Source organism: Gordonia sp. NPDC127522 (genome assembly GCF_042672305.1).
In the GTDB taxonomy this organism is placed as follows: domain Bacteria; phylum Actinomycetota; class Actinomycetes; order Mycobacteriales; family Mycobacteriaceae; genus Gordonia; species Gordonia hongkongensis.
Genome location: NZ_JBHXVK010000016.1, coordinates 64356 through 84409, shown reverse-complemented (window position 1 = coordinate 84409; position 20054 = coordinate 64356). Strand labels below are relative to the sequence as shown.

At 69.3% G+C, this 20054-nt stretch carries 19 protein-coding genes; 11 read left to right on the top strand and 8 right to left on the bottom strand.

The features are described from left to right. Window positions 1-4: 4 nt before the first annotated feature. Window positions 5-520, bottom strand: coding sequence for a thioesterase family protein (locus tag ACFVHY_RS19885; RefSeq protein ID WP_065629855.1), 516 nt, complete (start codon window positions 518-520; stop codon window positions 5-7). A gap of 133 nt (window positions 521-653) precedes the next feature. On the opposite strand from ACFVHY_RS19885, the gene ACFVHY_RS19880 reads away from it, so the two are divergent. Continuing rightward, the gene (locus ACFVHY_RS19880) at window positions 654-1259 is read left to right on the top strand and encodes a GNAT family N-acetyltransferase (protein WP_390274952.1); all 606 of its coding nucleotides are present in this window, start codon (window positions 654-656) and stop codon (window positions 1257-1259) included. Window positions 1260-1430: 171 nt separating this feature from the next. Further along, window positions 1431-2948, top strand: coding sequence for an NAD(P)/FAD-dependent oxidoreductase (locus tag ACFVHY_RS19875; RefSeq protein ID WP_390274949.1), 1518 nt, complete (start codon window positions 1431-1433; stop codon window positions 2946-2948). Window positions 2949-2981: 33 nt separating this feature from the next. On the opposite strand, the gene ACFVHY_RS19870 is transcribed toward ACFVHY_RS19875, so the two are convergent. The 7 genes from ACFVHY_RS19870 to ACFVHY_RS19840 all read right to left on the bottom strand — a co-directional run bounded on the left by ACFVHY_RS19870 (window position 2982) and on the right by ACFVHY_RS19840 (window position 8167). After that, window positions 2982-3710 (bottom strand): urease accessory protein UreD, encoded by a 729-nt coding sequence (locus tag ACFVHY_RS19870; RefSeq protein ID WP_390274946.1) that lies wholly within the window; start codon window positions 3708-3710, stop codon window positions 2982-2984. A 2-nt stretch (window positions 3711-3712) separates the two neighbouring features. Next, window positions 3713-4399, bottom strand: coding sequence for an urease accessory protein UreG (ureG, locus tag ACFVHY_RS19865; RefSeq protein WP_068972432.1), 687 nt, complete (start codon window positions 4397-4399; stop codon window positions 3713-3715). A gap of 62 nt (window positions 4400-4461) precedes the next feature. Then, a complete protein-coding gene (locus tag ACFVHY_RS19860) occupies window positions 4462-5127 on the bottom strand; it encodes an urease accessory protein UreF (RefSeq protein ID WP_390274944.1) in 666 nt (221 codons plus the stop codon). Beyond that, window positions 5127-6845: an urease subunit alpha gene (locus tag ACFVHY_RS19855; protein ID WP_390274941.1), complete on the bottom strand. Its 1719-nt coding sequence runs from the start codon at window positions 6843-6845 to the stop codon at window positions 5127-5129. Before ACFVHY_RS19855 ends, ACFVHY_RS19860 begins: the two co-directional genes overlap by 1 nt. A gap of 3 nt (window positions 6846-6848) precedes the next feature. Then, entirely contained in the window at window positions 6849-7223 is a 375-nt protein-coding gene (locus tag ACFVHY_RS19850) for an urease subunit beta (RefSeq protein ID WP_390274939.1), read from the bottom strand. A gap of 85 nt (window positions 7224-7308) precedes the next feature. Then, window positions 7309-7611 (bottom strand): urease subunit gamma, encoded by a 303-nt coding sequence (locus ACFVHY_RS19845; RefSeq protein ID WP_058253197.1) that lies wholly within the window; start codon window positions 7609-7611, stop codon window positions 7309-7311. Window positions 7612-7744: 133 nt separating this feature from the next. After that, window positions 7745-8167, bottom strand: coding sequence for a PaaI family thioesterase (locus tag ACFVHY_RS19840; RefSeq protein WP_390274936.1), 423 nt, complete (start codon window positions 8165-8167; stop codon window positions 7745-7747). Window positions 8168-8509: 342 nt separating this feature from the next. On the opposite strand from ACFVHY_RS19840, the gene ACFVHY_RS19835 reads away from it, so the two are divergent. The 9 genes from ACFVHY_RS19835 (at window position 8510) to ACFVHY_RS19795 (ending at window position 20020) form a co-directional block, all read left to right on the top strand. Continuing rightward, entirely contained in the window at window positions 8510-8908 is a 399-nt protein-coding gene (locus ACFVHY_RS19835; protein WP_058253195.1) for a BlaI/MecI/CopY family transcriptional regulator, read from the top strand. A 44-nt stretch (window positions 8909-8952) separates the two neighbouring features. Further along, on the top strand, window positions 8953-9906 hold the full coding sequence (locus tag ACFVHY_RS19830; RefSeq protein WP_058253194.1) for a M56 family metallopeptidase: 954 nt from the start codon (window positions 8953-8955) through the stop codon (window positions 9904-9906). Between the two features lie 86 nt (window positions 9907-9992). Then, window positions 9993-11450 (top strand): NADP-dependent phosphogluconate dehydrogenase, encoded by a 1458-nt coding sequence (gene gndA, locus ACFVHY_RS19825; protein WP_390274932.1) that lies wholly within the window; start codon window positions 9993-9995, stop codon window positions 11448-11450. 16 nt (window positions 11451-11466) lie between these two features. Continuing rightward, entirely contained in the window at window positions 11467-12900 is a 1434-nt protein-coding gene (locus tag ACFVHY_RS19820; RefSeq protein WP_390274930.1) for a GuaB1 family IMP dehydrogenase-related protein, read from the top strand. Between the two features lies 1 nt (window position 12901). Further along, window positions 12902-14371: a hemolysin family protein gene (locus ACFVHY_RS19815; protein ID WP_390274928.1), complete on the top strand. Its 1470-nt coding sequence runs from the start codon at window positions 12902-12904 to the stop codon at window positions 14369-14371. Then, on the top strand, window positions 14361-15437 hold the full coding sequence (locus ACFVHY_RS19810; RefSeq protein ID WP_390274925.1) for a hemolysin family protein: 1077 nt from the start codon (window positions 14361-14363) through the stop codon (window positions 15435-15437). Before ACFVHY_RS19815 ends, ACFVHY_RS19810 begins: the two co-directional genes overlap by 11 nt. Further along, the gene (locus ACFVHY_RS19805) at window positions 15434-16378 is read left to right on the top strand and encodes a 3-methyladenine DNA glycosylase (RefSeq protein WP_390274922.1); all 945 of its coding nucleotides are present in this window, start codon (window positions 15434-15436) and stop codon (window positions 16376-16378) included. Before ACFVHY_RS19810 ends, ACFVHY_RS19805 begins: the two co-directional genes overlap by 4 nt. Window positions 16379-16414: 36 nt before the next feature. Next, complete coding sequence (locus tag ACFVHY_RS19800; RefSeq protein ID WP_390274919.1) at window positions 16415-18646, top strand: malate synthase G; 2232 nt, start codon at window positions 16415-16417, stop codon at window positions 18644-18646. A 138-nt stretch (window positions 18647-18784) separates the two neighbouring features. Then, the gene (locus ACFVHY_RS19795) at window positions 18785-20020 is read left to right on the top strand and encodes a substrate-binding domain-containing protein (protein WP_390274917.1); all 1236 of its coding nucleotides are present in this window, start codon (window positions 18785-18787) and stop codon (window positions 20018-20020) included. The last annotated feature ends 34 nt before the right edge of the window (window positions 20021-20054 follow it).

Below are 20054 nucleotides of genomic sequence, written 5' to 3'. Positions count from 1 at the left end.
CCGGTCAGCCCGCGGCGTTCGACCGGGGCGTGTGGAAACGCACCGGCTCGCCGAGGCGCGCGGTCAGCAGCGGCCGGGCGTCGTCGGGAATCGGGGTGGGCCGGCCGGTGTCCGGGTCGACGACGACCATCGTGGTCTCGGCCGTGGCGCACAGCGTCCCGGACTGGTCGAACAGGCGCAGGGCCATCACGAACGACGACCGGCCCACGCGTCCGATGCAGGTGCGCACATGCACCGGGTCGAGCGAATAGTGCACGGGAGCGGAGAACTCGATGTCCTGGCGCGCGACGAGGAACGAGAACTTCCGCGGCCGGTCGGGCATCCATTCATAGAACGAACGCACCCGGCTCTCCTCGAAGATCCGGGAGATCTGCACGTTGTTGATGTGGTTGTTGATGTCCATGTCGCCCCAGCGCAGCGCGACCGGGATGTCGAGGACGTAGTCCGGCCCGGCGGAGCCGGCTGCGGTTGCCTCGGGATCGAGGGCATCTGGGTCGGGGGCATCTCGGTGGGGGGCCACGGCGCGATCTTAGTGCGGGACACGCGTACGACGAACTGCAGGAGTCACAGCCGACCAGACCGTAGACTCACTCGCCGGGGCAGGACGTCAGGCGAATCGGTGCGCGCATCCCCGCGCGCGGTGAGGGGCTCGGGTGAACATCGACACGGCACGGGCTCGGCTTCGCCCGGTGTCCGCCGTCGATGTCGACGAGCTCGTCCACCTCGACAGCGATCCCGAGGTCATGCGGTACGTGAGCGGCGGTGCCGCGACACCGCGCGCCGTGATCGAGGACTGGGTGGTCCCCCGCGCCGAGACCGAACACCGCAGACACGGCACCGGCACCTGGATCCTGTGCGACCCCGCCACCGCCGCCTTCCTGGGCTGGATCTCGCTGCGCACACCACGGCACAGCAACCGGGCCGAACTCGAACTGAGCTATCGCCTCCGGCGCACGGTGTGGGGCCGCGGCCTCGCGACCGAGGCGGCGTTCGCCCTCGTCGCGTTCGCGTTCGACCACCTCGGCACCGAGCGGGTGTTCGCGAGCACGGTCGCCCGCAACGCGTCGTCGCGCCGCGTGATGGAGAAGCTCGGGATGACGCTCTGCGCCATCCACCTCTGCGACGACGCCGCGGACTCGGCCGAGCTACTGACCATCCACCCGGACCGCGACCGGTCCGAGGTCGAATACGAGCTCCTACGGGCCGACTGGCAGGAGCGATCGCAACGATGGTCGTCGGCCGGGGGTCTCAGCGCGTGAGCGCAACACCCCCTCTGGCCGCGCCCATCGGAACATCATTGACTACCGTTGAGGACATGCACGGCCGTACTCCGGCCCCGGCGCTACACGGCCCCCTCGGGTAGCACCCCACTCGGGTCCGCCGAAGTCCGCACGACCGTCGCCCAACGACCTGGAAGGAGATGTCTGGAGATGAGCAGCCCCGCCGTCCAGGCCCCCGCTGGAGCAGCCACGAGCCGCCGGAAAGTGGTCATCATCGGTTCGGGCTTCGGCGGATTGTTCGCCGCTCAGCGACTGGCCAAGGCCGATGTCGATGTCACGCTGATCGCCAAGACCACCCACCACCTGTTCCAGCCGATGCTCTACCAGGTGGCGACCGGCATCGTCGCCGAGGGCGAGATCGCACCGGCCACCCGCGTGGTCCTGCGCAAGCAGAAGAACACCGCGGTTCTCATGGGTGATGTGTACGACATCGACCTCGAGGCCAAGACCGTCACCTCCCGCCTGCTCGAGCGCATCACGGTCACCCCGTACGACGACCTCATCGTCGCCGCCGGCGCCGATCAGTCGTACTTCGGCAACGATCACTTCGCCGAGTACGCGCCCGGCATGAAGACCATCGACCATGCACTCGAACTGCGCGGTCGGATCCTGGGCGCCTTCGAGCAGGCCGAGCTGTCCCACGACCCCGCCGAGCGCGCCAAGCTGCTGACCTTCGTGGTCGTCGGCGCCGGCCCCACCGGTGTCGAGCTGGCCGGCCAGATCGCCGAGATGAGCGACAAGACCCTCAAGGGCGCGTTCCGCAACATCGACCCGACCGAGGCCCGGGTGATCCTGCTCGATGCCGCGCCGGCCGTCCTGCCGCCGTTCGGCCCGAAGCTCGGCGGCAAGGCCGCGGCCCGCCTCGAGCGCATGGGCGTCGAGATCCAGCTGAACGCGATGGTCGTCGACGTCGACTACGACGGACTGGTCGTCAAGGAGAAGGACGGCACCACCCGCCGCATCGAGTCGCAGTGCAAGGTGTGGTCGGCCGGCGTGCAGGCCAGCCCGCTCGGCCAGCAGCTCGCCGAGCAGTCGGGCGTCGAACTCGACCGCGCCGGCCGGGTGAAGGTGCTCCCCGACCTCACCATCCCCGGCCATCCCGAGGTGTTCGTCGTCGGCGACATGATGGCGGTCGACGGGGTCCCGGGTGTGGCGCAGGGCGCGATCCAGGGCGGCCGCTATGCCGCGGACGCCATCAAGGCCGAGCTGAAGGGGCAGACCCCGGACCAGCGCAAGCCGTTCAGCTACTACGACAAGGGCTCGATGGCGACCATCTCGCGGTACTCCGCGGTGATGCAGGTCCCGATCCCCGGCATCAAGAAGACCTTCGAGACCGAGGGCTACTTCGCCTGGCTCGGCTGGCTGGCGCTGCACCTCGTGTATCTGGTCGGGTTCCGCAACCGCCTGAACACCCTGATCAACTGGTTCTTCGCGTTCACCACGCGCGGCCGTTCGCAGCTCGCGGTGACCGAGCAGCAGGTCTACGCGCGCACCGCGATCGGCCAGTTGTCGGCGCTCGAGAAGGCCGGCGAGACCTCCGATGCGGAACCGGCGAAGACCGATGCCGGGACGGTGGACACCGCGTCGACCGCGCCCGGGGCGACGGGCTCGGTCCCCACCGAGGGCAAGGACGCCGACGGCAAGGAATCCGAGGCCGAGGCCAGCTGATCCGCGGACGGCGGCCGGCCCGCCGGCGGTCGTCTACGGCACGACGGCCAGTGAGTCGATCTCGAGGCCGTCGGCCAGCCGCCGCGCAGTGCTGACCGAGGTCCCGAGGGCGGTGGTCAGACTGGCGCCGCCGGCCAGCTGCAGACGCGCGGCGATCTCCGTCCCGTGCACGTCGCCGGGCCGGTTGTCGGGGTACCGGAACACGCTGCTCGCCGCTCGGTGGCCCGCGGCCCCCGCGGGTGTGCCCTGACCGAGCGAGAGCCGATGGGCCAGCACCACTTGATCGTCGACCTCGACGCGCAGACCCCCGGTCCAGGCACCCATCCGGTCGCGGTCGACCAGCGTGGCGTCCGTCATGCTCGCCGCCCGGCCGATCTGGACGTGCTCGTGTAGATCGAGGGTGGCGCCGGCGGCGAGTCGTGCCGTGATGTCCGAGCGGTGGACCGCGCCACCGGCGACGACCGTCGGTTGCGGGTCGATGCGCAGGCGACCACCGTCGCCGACGGCGATCTCCCACCGAGCCGACGAGTCCGGACGGTCGCGGGCCGGCAGCGCGATCGTCGCGGCGACGCTGCCGACCCGCAACTGCGCACCCGGTTCGACCTCGATGCGCACCACGATCTCGTCACCACCGAGCGGCGTGGCGGCGGTGCCGATCAGCTGAACGTGGCCCGGCGCGGTCACCCGCACGCCCAGTCCCCCGACCGCCCGATGACGCACGCCACGCTCGACGGTGGCGACGATGTCGACCTCGGTGCGCATCGTCACCCGGCAGCGACCGGGGCCGCCAGTTGGGCACGGACCCAGGCCAGCACGTCCGTCGCGGCCGGGTCCTCGGTCAGCGAGATCATGGCGGTCTGCCGGCCCTCGCGGACCTTCGCCGCGTCGCGCCGCATGACGTCGAGGTCGGCGTTGACACGTTCGGCCAGATCGATCTTGTTGATCACCAACAAGTCCGAGAACGTGACGCCGGGTCCGCCCTTGCGGGGCACCTTGTCCCCGCCCGCGACGTCGATGACGAAGATCTGCACGTCGATCAGACCTGTCGAGAACGTCGCGGTGAGATTGTCGCCGCCCGATTCCACGAGGATCAGATCCAGCGGCGGGTTCGCCTCGACGAGATCGTCGATGGCGTCGAGATTGGCGGTGATGTCGTCCCGGATGGCGGTGTGCGGACATCCGCCGGTCTGGACGGCGGTGATCCGTTCATCGGGCAGAACGGCGTTGCGGCGCAGGAAGTCGGCGTCCTCGGTCGTGTAGATGTCGTTGGTCAACACGGCGACCGACAACTCGTCCCGGAGCTGTCGGCACAGCGCGGCCACCAGCGCGGTCTTGCCCGATCCGACCGGGCCACCGACACCGATGCGCAGCGCCTCGCCGGGCTCGCGCTTGCGGCGCGGCCGGTTGTGGTCGTGGGTGTGCGGCTGCCCGTCGATGAGATGCGGGGGCATTCAGAACTCCTCTCGGTTCGCGACGGCGACTTCGCCGGGTCACGGGATGGGTGGGGCGGTGGTCAGGACATGAACAGCGGCATCGGTTGCCGCTCATGGCGTTCGGCGAAGATGTCGAGCACCGGATCGGACAGGTCCGCCAGGCCGACCGCGGCCTCGGCGGCGACGCGTTCGCACTCGGGACCGAGTTCGGCGATCATGATCGACACGTCGGCCGGGTCGAGTGCGAGCAGGCGCTGGCCGGCGGTCGCCGACCCGCTCATCGTGGTGTACACGAGGATCAGAGCCGTGTGGAAACCCGACAGCGAGGACACCGCGCCGATCGACCCGCTGATGACAGGGAGATGCGTCGACCGGCGGTGGGCCGACCAGTCGGCGTCCGGCCACATCCGCCCCGCCAGCCGCACCATCCCGCGGCCCTGCGCCAGCGATGCCTTCCGTGCGGCCGCCGACGGTGTGCGCGCATCGGTTTCGCGTTGCGCGCGGGGCACGTCGAGCGCGCCGTCGGCAACGGCCGCCGCCACCGATGCCGCGACGAGACCGCTCGTGGTCACCCGGCGGTACAGGAAGGAGGCGAGATCGCCTGCGGTGCGGATGAATCCGTCGGTGATCGCCTGCTCGACGCCACCGGAGTGGACATGCCCGCCCACCGGAAGACGCGAATCCGCCAGGGCCAGCATCATCGCCAGCGGCGCGGAGGCGCCCGGGTTCGTGTCGTCGGGTCGCATCAGAACAGGAAATACCGTTGCGCCATCGGGAGTTCGGCGACGGGCTCGGACTCCCACACCTCACCGTCGACCCTCACCGTGAACGTGTCCGGGTCGACCTCGATCGTCGGGCAGGCGTCGTTGTTGACCATGTCGGCCTTCCCGACGCCGCGGGTGTTCTTGACCGGGACGAGCCTGCGGTCGACCCCGATGCGCCCGGCGAGATCGGCGTCGGCGCCCGGGGCGACGAAGCTGACCGACGTGGCGGCCGCGAGTTTCGGTGCGGCGCCGAACATCGGGCGCGGGAAGACCGGTTGCGGCGTGGGGATCGAGGCGTTGGCGTCGCCCATCGCCGCCCATGCGATGGCGCCGCCCTTGATGACCAGATCGGGGCGGATCCCGAAGAACGCCGGGTCCCACAGCACGAGGTCGGCGAGCTTGCCGACCTCGACCGAACCGATCTCGTCGTCGAAGCCATGCGCACGTGCCGGACAGATCGTGTACTTCGCGATGTAACGCCGTGCGCGATTGTTGTCCGCCCGACCGTCGCCGGGCAGCGATCCGCGTTTGCGCTTCATCACATGCGCCGTCTGCCACGTCCGAAGCACGACTTCGCCGATCCGGCCCATCGCCTGCGAGTCCGAGCCGATCATCGAGATGGCGCCCAGATCGTGCAGCAGGTCCTCGGCCGCGATCGTGGACGGCCGGATCCGGCTCTCGGCGAACGCGAGGTCCTCCGGCACGGTGGGGTTGAGATGGTGGCAGACCATCAACATGTCGAGGTGCTCGTCGAGTGTGTTGACCGTGTGCGGGCGCGTCGGATTCGTCGACGACGGAAGCACATTCGGGTAGGCCGCGACCGTGATGATGTCCGGCGCGTGACCACCGCCCGCGCCCTCGGTGTGGTAGGCGTGGATGCCGCGACCGGCGATCGCGCCGAGGGTCGTCTCCACGAACCCGGCCTCGTTCAGGGTGTCGGAGTGCAGCGCGACCTGCACGCCGGTCTCGTCGGCGACCCGCAGGCAGGCGTCGATGGCCGCGGGCGTACTGCCCCAGTCCTCGTGCAGCTTGAAACCCGAAGCGCCCGCACGGATCTGCTCGTGCATCGACTCGGCGCTGACGGTGTTGCCCTTGCCGAGGAGCGCGATGTTCATCGGCCAGTGATCGGTCGCGGCGAGGATCGAGGCCAGATGCCACGCGCCGGGTGTCACGGTGGTGGCCTTGCTGCCCTCGGCCGGACCCGTACCGCCGCCGATCACGGTGGTGATCCCGTTACCCAGCGCCTCGTCCATGATCTGCGGACAGATGAAGTGCACATGGCAGTCGATGGCGCCGGCGGTGACGATCTTGCCGTTGCCGGCGATGATCTCGGTCGACGGCCCGATGACCAGGTCCGGATGCACCACGTCCATGGTGTCGGGATTGCCCGCCTTGCCCATCGCGACGATGCGACCGTCCCGAATTCCCAGGTCGGCCTTGATGATTCCCCAGTGATCGAGGACCACGACGCCGGTGATGACGGTGTCGGGGGCGCCGTCGGCGCGGGTCGCCCGGCTCTGTCCCATCGATTCGCGGATCACCTTGCCACCGCCGAAGACGGCCTCGTCTCCGGCGCGACCCGGTCCGCCCGACAGGTCCTCGGTGACCTCGATGAGCAGATCGGTGTCGGCGAGGCGGATCAGATCGCCCGTGGTCGGGCCGAACAGTTGCGCGTACCGGTCGCGTCCCAGGATCGCCATGCCCTACTCGCTCTCGTCGGTGCGGACGGCGTCGACCGGGCCGCAGGGCCCGGGGGGAGTCAGGGAGATCCCGTATACCTCGCGGGTTCCGCCGAGCGGGACGAGACCGACGGTCATCTCGATACCCGGCTCGAACCGCACCGCGGTCCCGGCCGGGATGTCGAGCCGGCGGCCGTGTGCGCGAGCGCGATCGAAGACGAGCGCCTCATTCGACTGCGGGAAGTGCACGTGACTGCCGACCTGCACCGGACGATCGCCGGAGTTCACGACCCGGAGTTCGACGGCGTCGGCACCCGCGTTGAGCTCGATGGTCCCGTCGGCCGCGATGACCTCACCCGGCACGAGCGTCGATCGCGGGCCGGGATGCGTACCCGACATATCGGTCTCCTCTGGACTGCTGGTGTTCGATGGACGGGCGCTGGGCGCCACGATCCACCTCGGACGGTGCCCCGATCGCGGGGCGTCAGGCGATGGGGTCGTGCACGGTCACCAGCTTGGTGCCGTCGGGGAACGTCGCCTCCACCTGGACGTCGTGCAGCATCTCCGGCACCCCGTCCATGACGTCGTCGCGCCGGAGCACCTCGCGACCGGAGGTCATCAGCTCGGCCACCGACCGGCCGTCGCGCGCGCCTTCCAGGACGTGATCGGTGATCAGCGCGACCGACTCCGGGTGGTTGAGCTTCAGGCCGCGCCCCTGCCGCCGCCGGGCCAACTCGGCCGCGTAGGAGATCAACAGCCGTTCTTGTTCATGCGGCGACAGTCGCACCGGGAGCGCTCCTCGAGAGTGTTCAGCCGGACGGTCTGTTCGGTGGGTCCGGCCGGGCAGTAGGAGTCATCCTGCCATGCCGGCCCGGGGTCGGCGCGCCGAGTGGCGATGGGGTGACGTGGGCCTCAACGGCCTATGTGACCTCGATGTTCTGCAACCGCACCTGCGACTTGGCCAGCAGCTTTCCGTCCTGGTCGACCATGTCGACAGCCCACAGCTGCTGGCGACGTCCCCGGTGGATCGGGGTGGACGTCGCAGTGACCGTGCCGGCGCGGACAGACCGGAGGAAGTCCGTGTTGTTGTTCACCCCGACGGCGGTGCCGCCGATCCCGGAGTCCTGCAGCCAGAGGTAACCGCTCATGCTGGCGACACTCTCACCGACCGCGCAATAGACACCGCCGTGCACGATGCCGAACGGCTGATGATGACGCTCGGTGATCTCCATCGTGGCCACGATCCGGTCCGGCCCGGCCTCGACGACCTCGAGTCCCAGGACGCCGTCGAGTCCTTTGCCGAATGAATCCCGGAGAACATCGTCCGCACTGTCAGCAGTCATGACGTCAACAGTCGCATGCCGGTCGGGTCGTCGCGACAGCAGTCCGGGACTCGGCGGGGAACCGGGCTCGACCGTCGATCGTTGGCCCCCCGAGGATCCCAGAAGGCCCCGCATCTCTGGGAGATGCGGGGCCTTCCGTGCCGTGGACCGGGGGTCTCTGCAGCCCTCAGGACTCTCGCGCGGTCCGACGTGACACTTAATGTAGGCTAGCCTTACCAACCTGTCAAGCGTTCGGGAAAAGGCCACGTCAGGAGCGTGGTGACCGACAACGGCGTCGCTCGGCACACCGACACGCAACAACTGGGTATCCACCGGACCCACAAACGGAGGCACAGCAGTAAAATGCGAAAGATGAATGGCCTGGGCGACCTCGAACGCGCTGTGATGGACACGTTGTGGGAGAGTTCGACCCCGCAGACCGTGCGGCAGGTACACGCCGCACTGTCCCGGGACCGCTCCCTCGCGTACACGACCGTCATGACGGTCCTGCAGCGACTGGCGAAGAAGAACCTCGTGACGCAGATCCGCGACGACCGCGCGCACAAGTACGTCCCCACCCATCCCCGCGAGGACCTGGTCGCCAGTCTCATGGTCGACGCGCTCAGTGAGGCCGCCGCCCCCGGCTCCCGACACGCGGCGCTGGTGTCCTTCGTCGGGCGCGTGGGCGCCGACGAGGCGGCCGCCCTCCGTTCCGCACTCGATGAACTCGAAGCCGCCCGCGGAACGAGCGACACCGGCTAGATTCGCGGCACCACCACTCGCAGCCCACCCTGAGGAATCACCAGATGACCGCCTTGCTCTTCGGCATCGTCAGCCTGGTGCTCGCCGGACCCGTACCCGAGGCACTGTCCCGGGCCCGCTGGCCGATCCGAGCACCACGCGCGGCGATGACGCTGTGGCAGGCCATTGCCCTGGCCGCCGTGCTGTCGGCGTTCAGCTGTGGCCTGGCGATCGCGGCGAACATCCTCGTGATCGGACCCGACGGCACCCCGACGACCCACCCGGTCCGCGAGATCGAACGCCTCGGCTGGCCGCTGTGGCTCCTCTGCGTCGGGGTCTTCGTCCTGACGCTGCTCGTCGGCGCGCGGCTGTTCTACACCGTGATCCGCGTCGGCCTGCGCACCCGCGCCCGGCGCAAGGCGCACCGCCAACTCATCGACATCCTCGACCGGTGCGACCGGACCGACGACGCCGACGATCCGCTCTACGCCCGCGACGTCCGGATGATCGACGTCGAACAACCCCTCGCCTACTGCCTGCCCGGGCTGCGGCAGCGCGTCGTGGTCAGCGAAGGCGTGGTGCATCGCCTCACCCGTGACGAACTCGTCGCGGTGATCGCCCACGAACGCGCGCACCTCCGCGCACGCCACGACCTCGTCCTCGAGGCCTTCATCGCGTTGCACGAGGCGTTCCCCCGCTTCGTCCGCAGCAGCTCGGCGCTCGGCGCCGCGGAACTGCTCGTCGAGGCACTGGCCGACGACCAGGCCGTCCGCGCGACCACCCCGACGACACTGGGTCGCGCATTGGTCGCCTGCGCCGACGCGGTGGCTCCGCGCGGGGCGATGGCGGTCGGCGGGCCGACCACCCTGACCCGTGTCCACCGGCTCCGCGACGACCGTCCCGCGCGCGTTCTCGCGGCCGGCGCCTACATCGCCGCCGCCGCGATCCTGGTCCTGCCGACCCTCGCGGTCGCGATCCCGTGGCTGACCGAGCTCAACCGACTCATGTCGGCATTCTGACGACTCCTGTCCCCCGGCATCATCTGCCCGCCGTCACACATGGAGGCAGATCGCCGGTTCGGACACAGAGGCAATAGGCTGTCCGCATGAACAACGTCGACTCATCGTCCTCCTCCGCGAAGGCCCAGATCGGTGTCACCGGCCTGGCCGTCATGGGTTCGAACATCGCACGCAACTTCGCCCGTCACGGGTACACGGTCGCGCTGCACAACCGCAGCATCGCCAAGACCGACGCGCTGATCGAGAACCACGGCGGCGACGGCAACTTCATCCGTACCGAGACGGTGGCCGAGTTCGTGGCCGCACTCGAGCGTCCGCGCCGGGTCCTCATCATGGTGAAGGCGGGCGACGCGACCGACGCGGTCATCGAGGAACTCGCCGACGCGATGGAGCCGGGCGACATCATCATCGACGGCGGCAACGCCCTCTACACCGACACCATCCGGCGCGAGGCCGCGATGTCGGCCCGCGGACTCAACTTCGTCGGCGCGGGCATCTCCGGCGGCGAAGAGGGCGCGCTCAACGGCCCGTCGATCATGCCGGGCGGACCAGCCGAGTCCTATGAGTCGCTCGGGCCCCTCCTCGAGTCGATCGCCGCCCAGGTCGACGGCGAGCCGTGCTGCACCCACATCGGGCCCGACGGCAGCGGCCACTTCGTCAAGATGGTGCACAACGGCATCGAGTACGCCGACATGCAGCTCATCGGCGAGGCCTACGACCTCATGCGCAAAGCCCTGGACATGCCGGTCTCGGAGATCGCCGACGTCTTTCGCGACTGGAACACCACCGAACTCGAGAGCTACCTGATCGAGATCACCGCGGAGGTCCTCAGCCAGGTCGACGACGAGACCGGCAAGCCGCTGGTCGACGTCATCGTCGACGCCGCGGGTCAGAAGGGCACCGGTCGCTGGACCGTGAAGTCCGCACTCGACCTGGGCATCCCGACGACCGGTATCGCCGAGGCCGTCTTCGCCCGCGCCCTGTCGAGCGCCACCGATCAGCGCGTCGCCGCGCGCGGCCTGTCGTCGGGCAACCTCGGCTCAGCCCCCGCCGACCGCGAGACCTTCGTCAACGACATCAAGACCGCCCTCTACGCCTCCAAGGTCGTCGCCTACGCCCAGGGCTTCGATCAGATCGCGGCCGGCAGCGCCGAGTACGGCTGGGATGTCGACCGCGGAGCGCTGGCCACCATCTGGCGCGGCGGCTGCATCATCCGGGCACAGTTCCTCAACCGCATCCGTGAGGCCTACCACGACGATCCCGCCCTCCCGAGCCTGCTTCTCGCGCCGTACTTCCGCGAAGCCGTCGAGGTCGGCATCGACAGTTGGCGCCGGGTGGTTTCGACCGCGACGCTCCTCGGTATCCCCGTGCCGGCGTTCGCGTCGTCGCTGTCGTACTACGACGGTCTGCGAGCCGAACGCCTGCCGGCCGCGCTCACCCAGGGCCTGCGCGACTACTTCGGCGCGCACACCTACCAGCGCATCGACAAGAAGGGCACGTTCCACACGCTGTGGAGCGGTGACCGCTCGGAAGTGACCGACTAGGAGCCCACGAAACCCCGTGCGATTCATCGAAGGCCACCGGCCGACACACGATCTGACGTACGACGATCTGTTCATCGTCCCGGGCAGATCGGACGTCAGCTCGCGCTTCGACGTCGACCTGTCGACGTCGGACGGCAGCGGTACCACGATCCCGCTGGTCGTGGCGAACATGACGGCGGTGGCGGGCAAGCGCATGGCCGAGACGGTGGCCCGCCGCGGTGGACTCGTGGTCCTCCCCCAGGACCTGCCCATCGAGGCGGCCGCCGCGTCCATCGCGTTCGTGAAGTCACGGCACCTGGTGGCCGACACACCCGTCACCCTCGACCCGGATGCGTCGGTCACCGATGCGGTCGCGTTGATCCCGAAGCGTTCCCACGGCGCGGCCGTCGTGGTCCGGGAGGGCCGGCCGGTGGGTGTCGTGACCGAGCGACGGTGCCGCGACGTCGACCGGTTCGCCCGGGTCAGCGAGATCGCCGACCCCGACATCGTGACGCTGCCCGTCGACACCCCGCCCCGCGAGGTCTTCGACGCGCTGGGCGACCTGCACCTGGGCCTGGCCGTGCTCGTCGAACCCGACGGGCGGCTCGCCGGGGTACTCAACCGCGTCGGTGCCCTGCGGCATGCGATCTACACGCCGAACCTCGACTCCGCCGGTGCCCTGCGGATCGCGGCGGCCGTCGGCATCAACGGCGACGTCGTGGGCAAGGCTCGCGCGTTGGTCGCCGCGGGAGCGGATCTACTGGTGATCGACACCGCGCACGGCCATCAGGAGAAGATGCTCACCGCGCTGTCCGCAGTCGCCGACGCCGACCTCGGCGTCCCGATCGCGGCCGGCAATGTCGTGTCGGCCGAGGGCACGCTCGACCTCATCGACGCCGGCGCGTCGATCATCAAGGTCGGTGTCGGGCCGGGCGCGATGTGCACCACCCGCATGATGACCGGTGTCGGGCGTCCCCAGTTCTCGGCGGTCGCCGAATGCGCCGCGGTCGCCGCCGGTCACGGTGCGGCGGTCTGGGCCGACGGCGGTGTCCGGCACCCGCGCGATGTCGCGCTCGCACTGGCCGCCGGGGCGTCGAACGTGATGGTCGGCTCGTGGTTCGCCGGGACCCATGAGTCACCGGGCGACCTGCTCGTGGACGAGCGGGGCCCGTACAAGGTGAGTTTCGGCATGGCCTCGAAGCGGGCGGTCGCAGCCCGGTCGAGCGGCGACAGCACCTACGACCTGGCACGCAAGAGCTTGTTCGAAGAGGGCATCTCGAGTTCACGGATCCGCCTGGACCCGGAGCGGCCCGGCGTCGAGGACGTCATCGACCACATCTGTGCGGGCGTCCGCAGCACGGCCACCTACACCGGCGCCCGCAACCTGCGCGAACTCCACGACAAGGTGGTGTTGGGCATCCAGTCGCCCGCCGGCTTCGCCGAAGGACGGCCCCTGCCGGGCGGGTGGTGACGTGGAGATCCTGCTCCTGGTCGCGAGTCTCGTCGGATTCATCGCGTTGACGCTCGGGACGGCGCTGTTCGTGGCGGCCGAGTTCTCCCTCACCGCGTTGGAGCGGTCGACGATCACCGCCGACGTGGCCGATCGCGCGGACCGTCGTTCTCGGATGGTCCAGCGTGCGCACTCCACCCTGTCGTTCCAACTGTCGGGCGCGCAGCTGGGCATCACGATCACGACCCTCATCACCGGCTACATCGCCGAACCGGTCCTCGCCCGGATCCTCCGGCCGCCGCTGACCGCACTCGGCGTCGGCGAGTCGGTGGCCTCGGCGACCTCGCTGATCCTCGCACTGGTGATCGCGACCTCCCTGTCGATGGTGCTCGGCGAGCTCATCCCGAAGAACCTCGCGATCGCCAAGCCGCTCGCGGTGGCGCGGGCCACCGCCGGCCCGATGACCGTGTTCTCCGCGGTCTTCCGCTGGGCGATCAACGGATTGAACGGCACGGCGAACTGGATCGTCCGCCGTCTCGGCATCGAGCCGACCGACGAGCTGGCCTCCGCGCGGTCGCCCCAGGAACTCGTCTCGCTCGTCCGTAACTCGGCACGTCGCGGTGCCCTCGACCAGCAGACGGCGACCCTCGTCGACCGCTCGCTGCGCTTCGGCGAACTCACCGCCGAGGACCTGATGACCCCCCGCGTGACGATCGATTGTCTCGACCGCGCCGACTCCGTCCGCGACCTCGTCATGGCGTCGTCGCGCACCGGGCATTCCCGTTTCCCGGTCGTCATCGACGGCGACCTCGACGACCTCGTCGGGGTCGTGCACATCAAACAGGCCTTCACCGTTCCCCCCGAGCGACAGGCCACCACCTCGGTCACCTCGATCGCCCGGCCGGTGCCACGTGTGCCGGCCAGCCTCGACGGTGACGCGCTGATGGAACGCATCCGCGCCGACGGGATGGAGCTGTGCGTCGTGATCGACGAATACGGCGGGACCGCCGGCATCGTCACCACCGAAGACCTCATCGAGGAGATCCTCGGCGACGTCACCGACGAACACGACGACGAACGAGCAGACGTCGCGGTCGACGGCAACGGTTACCTCTGTGCCGGACTGCTGCGCATCGACGAGCTGTACGACGCCGTCGGCTACCACGCCCCCGAAGGGCCCTACGACACGCTGGGTGGACTCGTCATGTACTGCCTGGGCCGCATTCCCACCGTCGATGACGAGGTGGACCTCCCACGACGCTCGGCCGTCGGCGAGACCGACGACGACACCGCCCAATCGCCCGACCGCGGCCCGGACGTCACCTGGCGTGCGACCGTCACCCAGATGGACGGACGCCGGGTCGACGTGGTCGCGATCCGGCCGGCGCCCGCGGATCAGGTCCGGCCGGCTCACGCGGATCGAGACCTCTCCACCGCCGCCGAACGAAACGGCAAACCGTCGAACAACCAGGAGGACCCGCATGGGCGGTGATCTGTGGGCGGTCGGGCTGACCGTCGTCCTCCTGGCCGGCAACGCGTTCTTCGTGGGTGCCGAGTTCTCCCTGATCTCGGCTCGACGCGACCGCCTCGAAGCCCTCGCCGAGAGCGGCAAGAGCCGCGCGCGGACCGTCATCTACGCCGGCGAACGGCTGTCGCTGATGCTGGCCGGTGCGCAGCTCGGCATCACGATCTGCTCGATCCTGCTCGGCCGGGTCGGCGAGCCCGCGGTCGCGCATCTCATCGAGGCGCCGCTGCACCTGGCGCACGTTCCCGATGCCCTCCTCCACCCGATCTCGTTCGCCATCGCGCTGTCGCTGGTCGTGGTGCTGCACATCCTGCTGGGCGAGATGGTCCCGAAGAACATCGCGCTGGCCGGCCCGGAGTCGTCCGCGATGCTCCTCGTGCCGGCACATCTGTTGTTCATCCGTCTGGTCCGGCCGCTGATCGCGTTCTACAACTGGCTGGCGAACATCTCGCTGCGGCTCCTCCGGGTGGAACCGAAGGACGAACTCGAGTCCACGGTGTCGCTGGGCGAGCTGGCCGAGATGGTCGGCGAGTCCAAGCAGGAAGGCCTCATCGACGCCGAGGAACACGAACGCCTGACCCGCGCCCTGCAGTCCATCGGCCGCACCGTGGCGGAGGTGATGATCCCGCTCGACCAGATGCGCAGTGTCGGTGTGCAGGTGTCCGGTTCCGGCGGTATCGGACCGACCCTGGGTGCCGTGGAGAAAGCGGTCGGCGAGACGGGGTTCTCGCGGTTCCCCGTCCGCGGACCCGACGGCACCTTCACCGGCTATCTGCACCTCAAGGACGTGCTCGACGAGATCCTCGACGAGCACGTCGGATCGGACACGATCATCGGCGTCGACAAGATCCGGCCGCTGCCGGTCATCGATTCGACGACGCCCCTCGACGAGGCCACCGGAGTGCTGCGGCGGACCAGTTCGCATCTGGGCGCGGTGGTCGACGACAGCGGCCGCACCATCGGCATCGTCCCGCTCGCCGATCTGGTGGAGGAGTTCGTCGGCAACGTTCGCGACGAGACACACCGGGTGTGACCACGATGACCGCGCAGCTGGAACATCCGGATCACGGCCTGGCGGCGCAGGTCCTGGACGCCGACGAGTGGCGAGCACGCCGCGACGCCCATCGGCAGGCGGTGGACGAGCTGATCGGCCCCTACCTCGACGCCCGACGTCGCGGCGCCCGTCACCCGGTGATCGACTTCTTGTTCACCTACTACTCGTCACGTCCGGCGCACGTACTGCGCTGGCATCCCGGATTCGGCGTGACGCTCGAGGACGGCGACGAGTTCCTCGGCCTGCGCGGCTACGAGCGGACCGACGCCGGTGTGAGCGTCGGCGACGCCTATCTCCGGCACCGCGGCGAAGCGCTCGCCGCGGCCGTGGACATGCTCGGTGCCACCGCTCGACGACCCGCTCGGCTCGGCTGTTTCGGGCTGCACGAGTGGGCGATGGTCTACCGCACCGACGACACCCGGCACGACCTGCCGCTGCGATTGGGGTCCGCGGGCACCGACGCGGTCGTCGAGTCCATGCCGCTGCGCTGCACCCACTTCGACGCGTTCCGGTTCTTCACCGACCCGGCGCGTCCGCGCAACGACACCACGCTGAGCCGGGTGTCGCAGATCGCGCACGAACAGCCGGGTTGCCTGCACGCGACGATGGACCTCTACCGGTACTGCTTCACCCTCGCGCCGCTCGTGCCGTCGGACCTGACGCTCGACTGCTTCGCGCTGGCACTCCGAGCCCGCGACCTCGACATGCGCGCCAGCCCCTACGATCTCAGCGACCTCGGTTACGAGCCGGTCCGCATCGAGACAGCCGCCGGCAGGGCCGACTACGTGCGCGAGCAGTCGGCGATCGCCGAACGGGGAATGACCCTGCGGACGCGGCTGCTCAACATCTGTACGGAGCTCGCGGACCTCGCGACCGTACCCGGCGGGAGGCGCCTGCCGTCCGCCGTTACCGGCGAGTAGCATGTATGCGTCGTCATTCGCTCGAGAAAGGCTGCCATGTCTGACCGGATCACCGTCAACGGGTTGCAGGTCGCTACCGTCCTGCACGACTTCATCAACAACGAGGCGTTGCCCGGTACCGGTGTAGATGCGGACGCCTTCTGGACCGGTGCGGCCTCGGTCATCGCCGATCTCGCCCCGCGCAACCGCGAACTGCTCGCCGTCCGCGACGACCTGCAGACCAAGCTCGACGCCTGGCACCGCGATCACAAGGACGCCGACCTCACCCCCGGCAGCGCCGACTTCGACTCCTACAAGTCGTTCCTCACCGAGATCGGCTACCTCGCGGAGGTCCCCGCCGACTTCCAGATCACCACGTCGAACGTCGACCGCGAGATCGCCGACACCGCGGGCCCGCAGCTCGTGGTCCCGATCCTCAACGCGCGCTTCGCCCTGAACGCCTCGAACGCCCGCTGGGGTTCGCTGTACGACGCGCTCTACGGCACCGACGCGATCTCCGAGGCCGACGGTGCGGAGAAGGGTTCGTCGTACAACAAGGTGCGCGGTGACAAGGTCATCGCCTACGCCAAGAACTTCCTCGACCAGGCCGTGCCGCTCGAACAGTGCAGCTACACCGATGTGCGGGCGTTCGCCGTCCGGGATGGTGCGCTGCAGGTGACGCTCGACGGCGACAAGACCTCCACCCTGGCCGACCCGACCGCGTTCGTCGGCTATCGGGGCGACCCGGCTTCGCCGACCTCGATCTTGCTGCGCAACAACGGTCTTCACCTCGACATCGAGATCGATCCGTCCTCGCCCATCGGTTCCACCGACCCGGCCGGCATCAAGGACGTCGTCGTCGAATCCGCGATCACCACGATCATGGACTTCGAGGACTCGGTCGCCGCGGTCGACGCCGCGGACAAGGTCGTCGGGTACCGGAACTGGCTGGGCCTCAACAAGGGCGACCTGTCCGAAGAGGTCACCAAGGGCGGCAAGACCTTCACGCGCGTGCTCAACGGCAACCGCGAGTACACCGCGCCGGACGGCACCACCTTCGACCTGCACGGGCGTTCACTGCTGTTCGTCCGCAACGTGGGCCATCTGATGACCAACGACGCGATTCTCGACGCCGACGGCAACGAGGTCCCCGAGGGAATCCTCGACGGTCTGATCACGTCACTGATCGGCATCCACGGTTTGAGCGGCGCCGGGAGCGAAGCGAGCGGGCCGAATGGATCGCAAGCAGAGGGTCTACAGAACTCGCGGAGCGGTTCGGTCTACATCGTGAAGCCGAAGATGCACGGCCCCGACGAGGTCGCCTTCACCGTCGAACTGTTCGGTCGCGTGGAGAAGGTCCTCGGCCTGCCCGAGAACACGCTCAAGGTCGGCATCATGGACGAGGAGCGCCGCACCACGGTGAACCTCAAGGCCTGCATCAAGGCAGCCGAGCAGCGCGTGGTGTTCATCAACACCGGCTTCCTCGACCGCACCGGCGACGAGATCCACACGTCCATGGAGGCCGGGCCGATGGTCCGCAAGGCCGAGATGAAGCAGCAGACCTGGATCGGCGCGTACGAGAACTTCAACGTCGACACCGGTCTGCACGCGGGCCTGCAGCACAAGGCGCAGATCGGCAAGGGCATGTGGGCCATGCCCGACCTGATGGCCGACATGCTCGAGCAGAAGATCGGACATCCGAAGGCCGGCGCCACGACCGCGTGGGTCCCCTCGCCGACGGCTGCGACACTGCACGCGCTGCACTACCACCTCGTCGACGTCTTCGAGCGCCAGGACGAGATCGCCAAGCGCGATCCCGCCCGGGTCGAGGACGTCCTCACCATCCCGCTCGCGCCGAAGACGGATTGGTCCGACGAGGAGAAGCAGCAGGAACTCGACAACAACTGCCAGTCCATCCTGGGTTACGTGGTGCGATGGATCGACCAGGGTGTCGGCTGCTCCAAGGTGCCCGACATCCACGACGTCGCCCTCATGGAAGACCGTGCGACGCTTCGGATCTCGAGCCAGCTACTGGCGAACTGGCTGCGCCACGGCATCGTGGCGGAGTCCGACGTCGTCGCATCGCTCGAGCGGATGGCCCCGGTCGTCGACCGGCAGAACGCCGGTGACCCGACCTACCGGCCGCTGGCGCCGGACTTCGACTCCAACATCGCCTTCCAGGCGGCCAAGGAGCTGATCCTCGAGGGCACGACGCAGCCGAGCGGCTACACCGAGCCGATCCTGCACCGCCGCCGCCGCGAGTACAAGGCGGCCAACCCGGCCGGCTGAGCACCGGGTTCCACGTAGGCGATACGACCGTGCCGAACCGCCGAGGATCGGCACGGCGTATCGTCGTACCCTGCACTGCGCACCGGTTCGCCACGGCCGACCGGGCGAGGGACGCACCGAGCAGGGAGGGCATCGGCGTTGGCACATCACCGGAGTAGCGGCGGGGAGAGCATCCGAAGCCGCGGCGTGAGCCGAGGTGTCGTCGCCGCACTCTTGTCGATCCTGCTCGTCGCGGCCGTCGTCGTCACCTGGCAGGACCTCGGCGATCAGATCGATCGCCAGGCCGAGGAGGCCGCCGCGCAGTGCGTCGAGGGTCGTGAGTCGGTACCGATCGTCGCCGATCCCGACATCGCGCCGGGACTGGCGGCCGTCGCCCGCAACTTCGGCGAGACGAACCCCGTCGTGCGCGACAAATGCGTCACCGTCGACGTCCGGCCGGGCGACGCGAAGATCACCCTCGACGGTCTGTCTGGGTCGTGGGACACCGAGTCGATGGGCGCGTACCCGGCCGCCTGGGTGCCGCAGTCGTCGGTGTGGTCGGCAGATCTGGCGGCGGCGAAACCCGATGCGATCGAGGGCAACACCCGATCGCTGGTCTCGACGCCGGTCGTACTGGCGGTGTCCCCCGAGCTCAACAGCTCCCTGGCCGGCCGTCTCGACTGGTCCCAGATCCCCACCCTGCAGCGCCGCGACAACTCACTTGCCGACTTCGGACTCCAGGGCTGGGGATCGTTGCGCATGGCGATGCCGATCGGCGCACAGTCCGACGCCAGCGCGCTGGCCGCCCAGGCGGTCGCGACGCGCGTCACCCGGACCACCGGACCGCTGACCACCGCCGACGCCGAGTCGCCGCGGGCCAGTTCCAGTGTGCGCGCCATGCTGGAGGGCGCGCCGCTTTCCCCGGACGGGACACCCCAGGGCGCGGCAACAGCCATCGCCGACGCACCGGACGCGGCCCGAGCGGAGATCCACGTCGTGCCCATCACCGAACAACGCCTGTTCCAGATGACGCGCGAGGACGACCGCGCACGCCTGGCCGAACTCATCCCGTCGGGTCCGACTCCGATCGCCGACTACCCCGTCATCCGGATGTCGGGTCCCGAGGTCACCGAGTCGGCAGCCGATGCCGTCGCCGAGTTCATCCAGTTCGCCTCGGAGCCCGAGCAGTTGCAGTTGCTGACCGAGCTCGGTTTCCGCGGCGACGCCCCGATGCCCTCCCCGACCCCGACCGTGACGTTCCCGCGCACGCCCAATCCGATGCCGACGCCCGAGAACGGCGCGATCGTCGCCATCAACCGGCTCGTCTACGGGCCGGCCAGCGTCCCGGCGAGCTCCACGCCGCCCTCGGTGCCGTCGGGAAGCGCGGGGGGCTAGCGGCCGGTGGTGACCGCTCTCGCGGCCACCACCG

Coding starts and splice junctions, on each gene's coding strand:
- ACFVHY_RS19835 (WP_058253195.1), top strand. CDS start 8,510: ATGCGAAAGATGAATGGCCTGGGCGACCTCGAACGCGCTGTGATGGAC.
- ACFVHY_RS19850 (WP_390274939.1), bottom strand. CDS start 7,223: ATGTCGGGTACGCATCCCGGCCCGCGATCGACGCTCGTGCCGGGTGAG.
- gndA (WP_390274932.1), top strand. CDS start 9,993: ATGAACAACGTCGACTCATCGTCCTCCTCCGCGAAGGCCCAGATCGGT.
- ACFVHY_RS19855 (WP_390274941.1), bottom strand. CDS start 6,845: ATGGCGATCCTGGGACGCGACCGGTACGCGCAACTGTTCGGCCCGACC.
- ACFVHY_RS19800 (WP_390274919.1), top strand. CDS start 16,415: ATGTCTGACCGGATCACCGTCAACGGGTTGCAGGTCGCTACCGTCCTG.
- ureG (WP_068972432.1), bottom strand. CDS start 4,399: ATGCCCCCGCATCTCATCGACGGGCAGCCGCACACCCACGACCACAAC.
- ACFVHY_RS19875 (WP_390274949.1), top strand. CDS start 1,431: ATGAGCAGCCCCGCCGTCCAGGCCCCCGCTGGAGCAGCCACGAGCCGC.
- ACFVHY_RS19830 (WP_058253194.1), top strand. CDS start 8,953: ATGACCGCCTTGCTCTTCGGCATCGTCAGCCTGGTGCTCGCCGGACCC.
- ACFVHY_RS19870 (WP_390274946.1), bottom strand. CDS start 3,710: ATGCGCACCGAGGTCGACATCGTCGCCACCGTCGAGCGTGGCGTGCGT.
- ACFVHY_RS19840 (WP_390274936.1), bottom strand. CDS start 8,167: ATGACTGCTGACAGTGCGGACGATGTTCTCCGGGATTCATTCGGCAAA.
- ACFVHY_RS19810 (WP_390274925.1), top strand. CDS start 14,361: ATGGGCGGTGATCTGTGGGCGGTCGGGCTGACCGTCGTCCTCCTGGCC.
- ACFVHY_RS19860 (WP_390274944.1), bottom strand. CDS start 5,127: ATGCGACCCGACGACACGAACCCGGGCGCCTCCGCGCCGCTGGCGATG.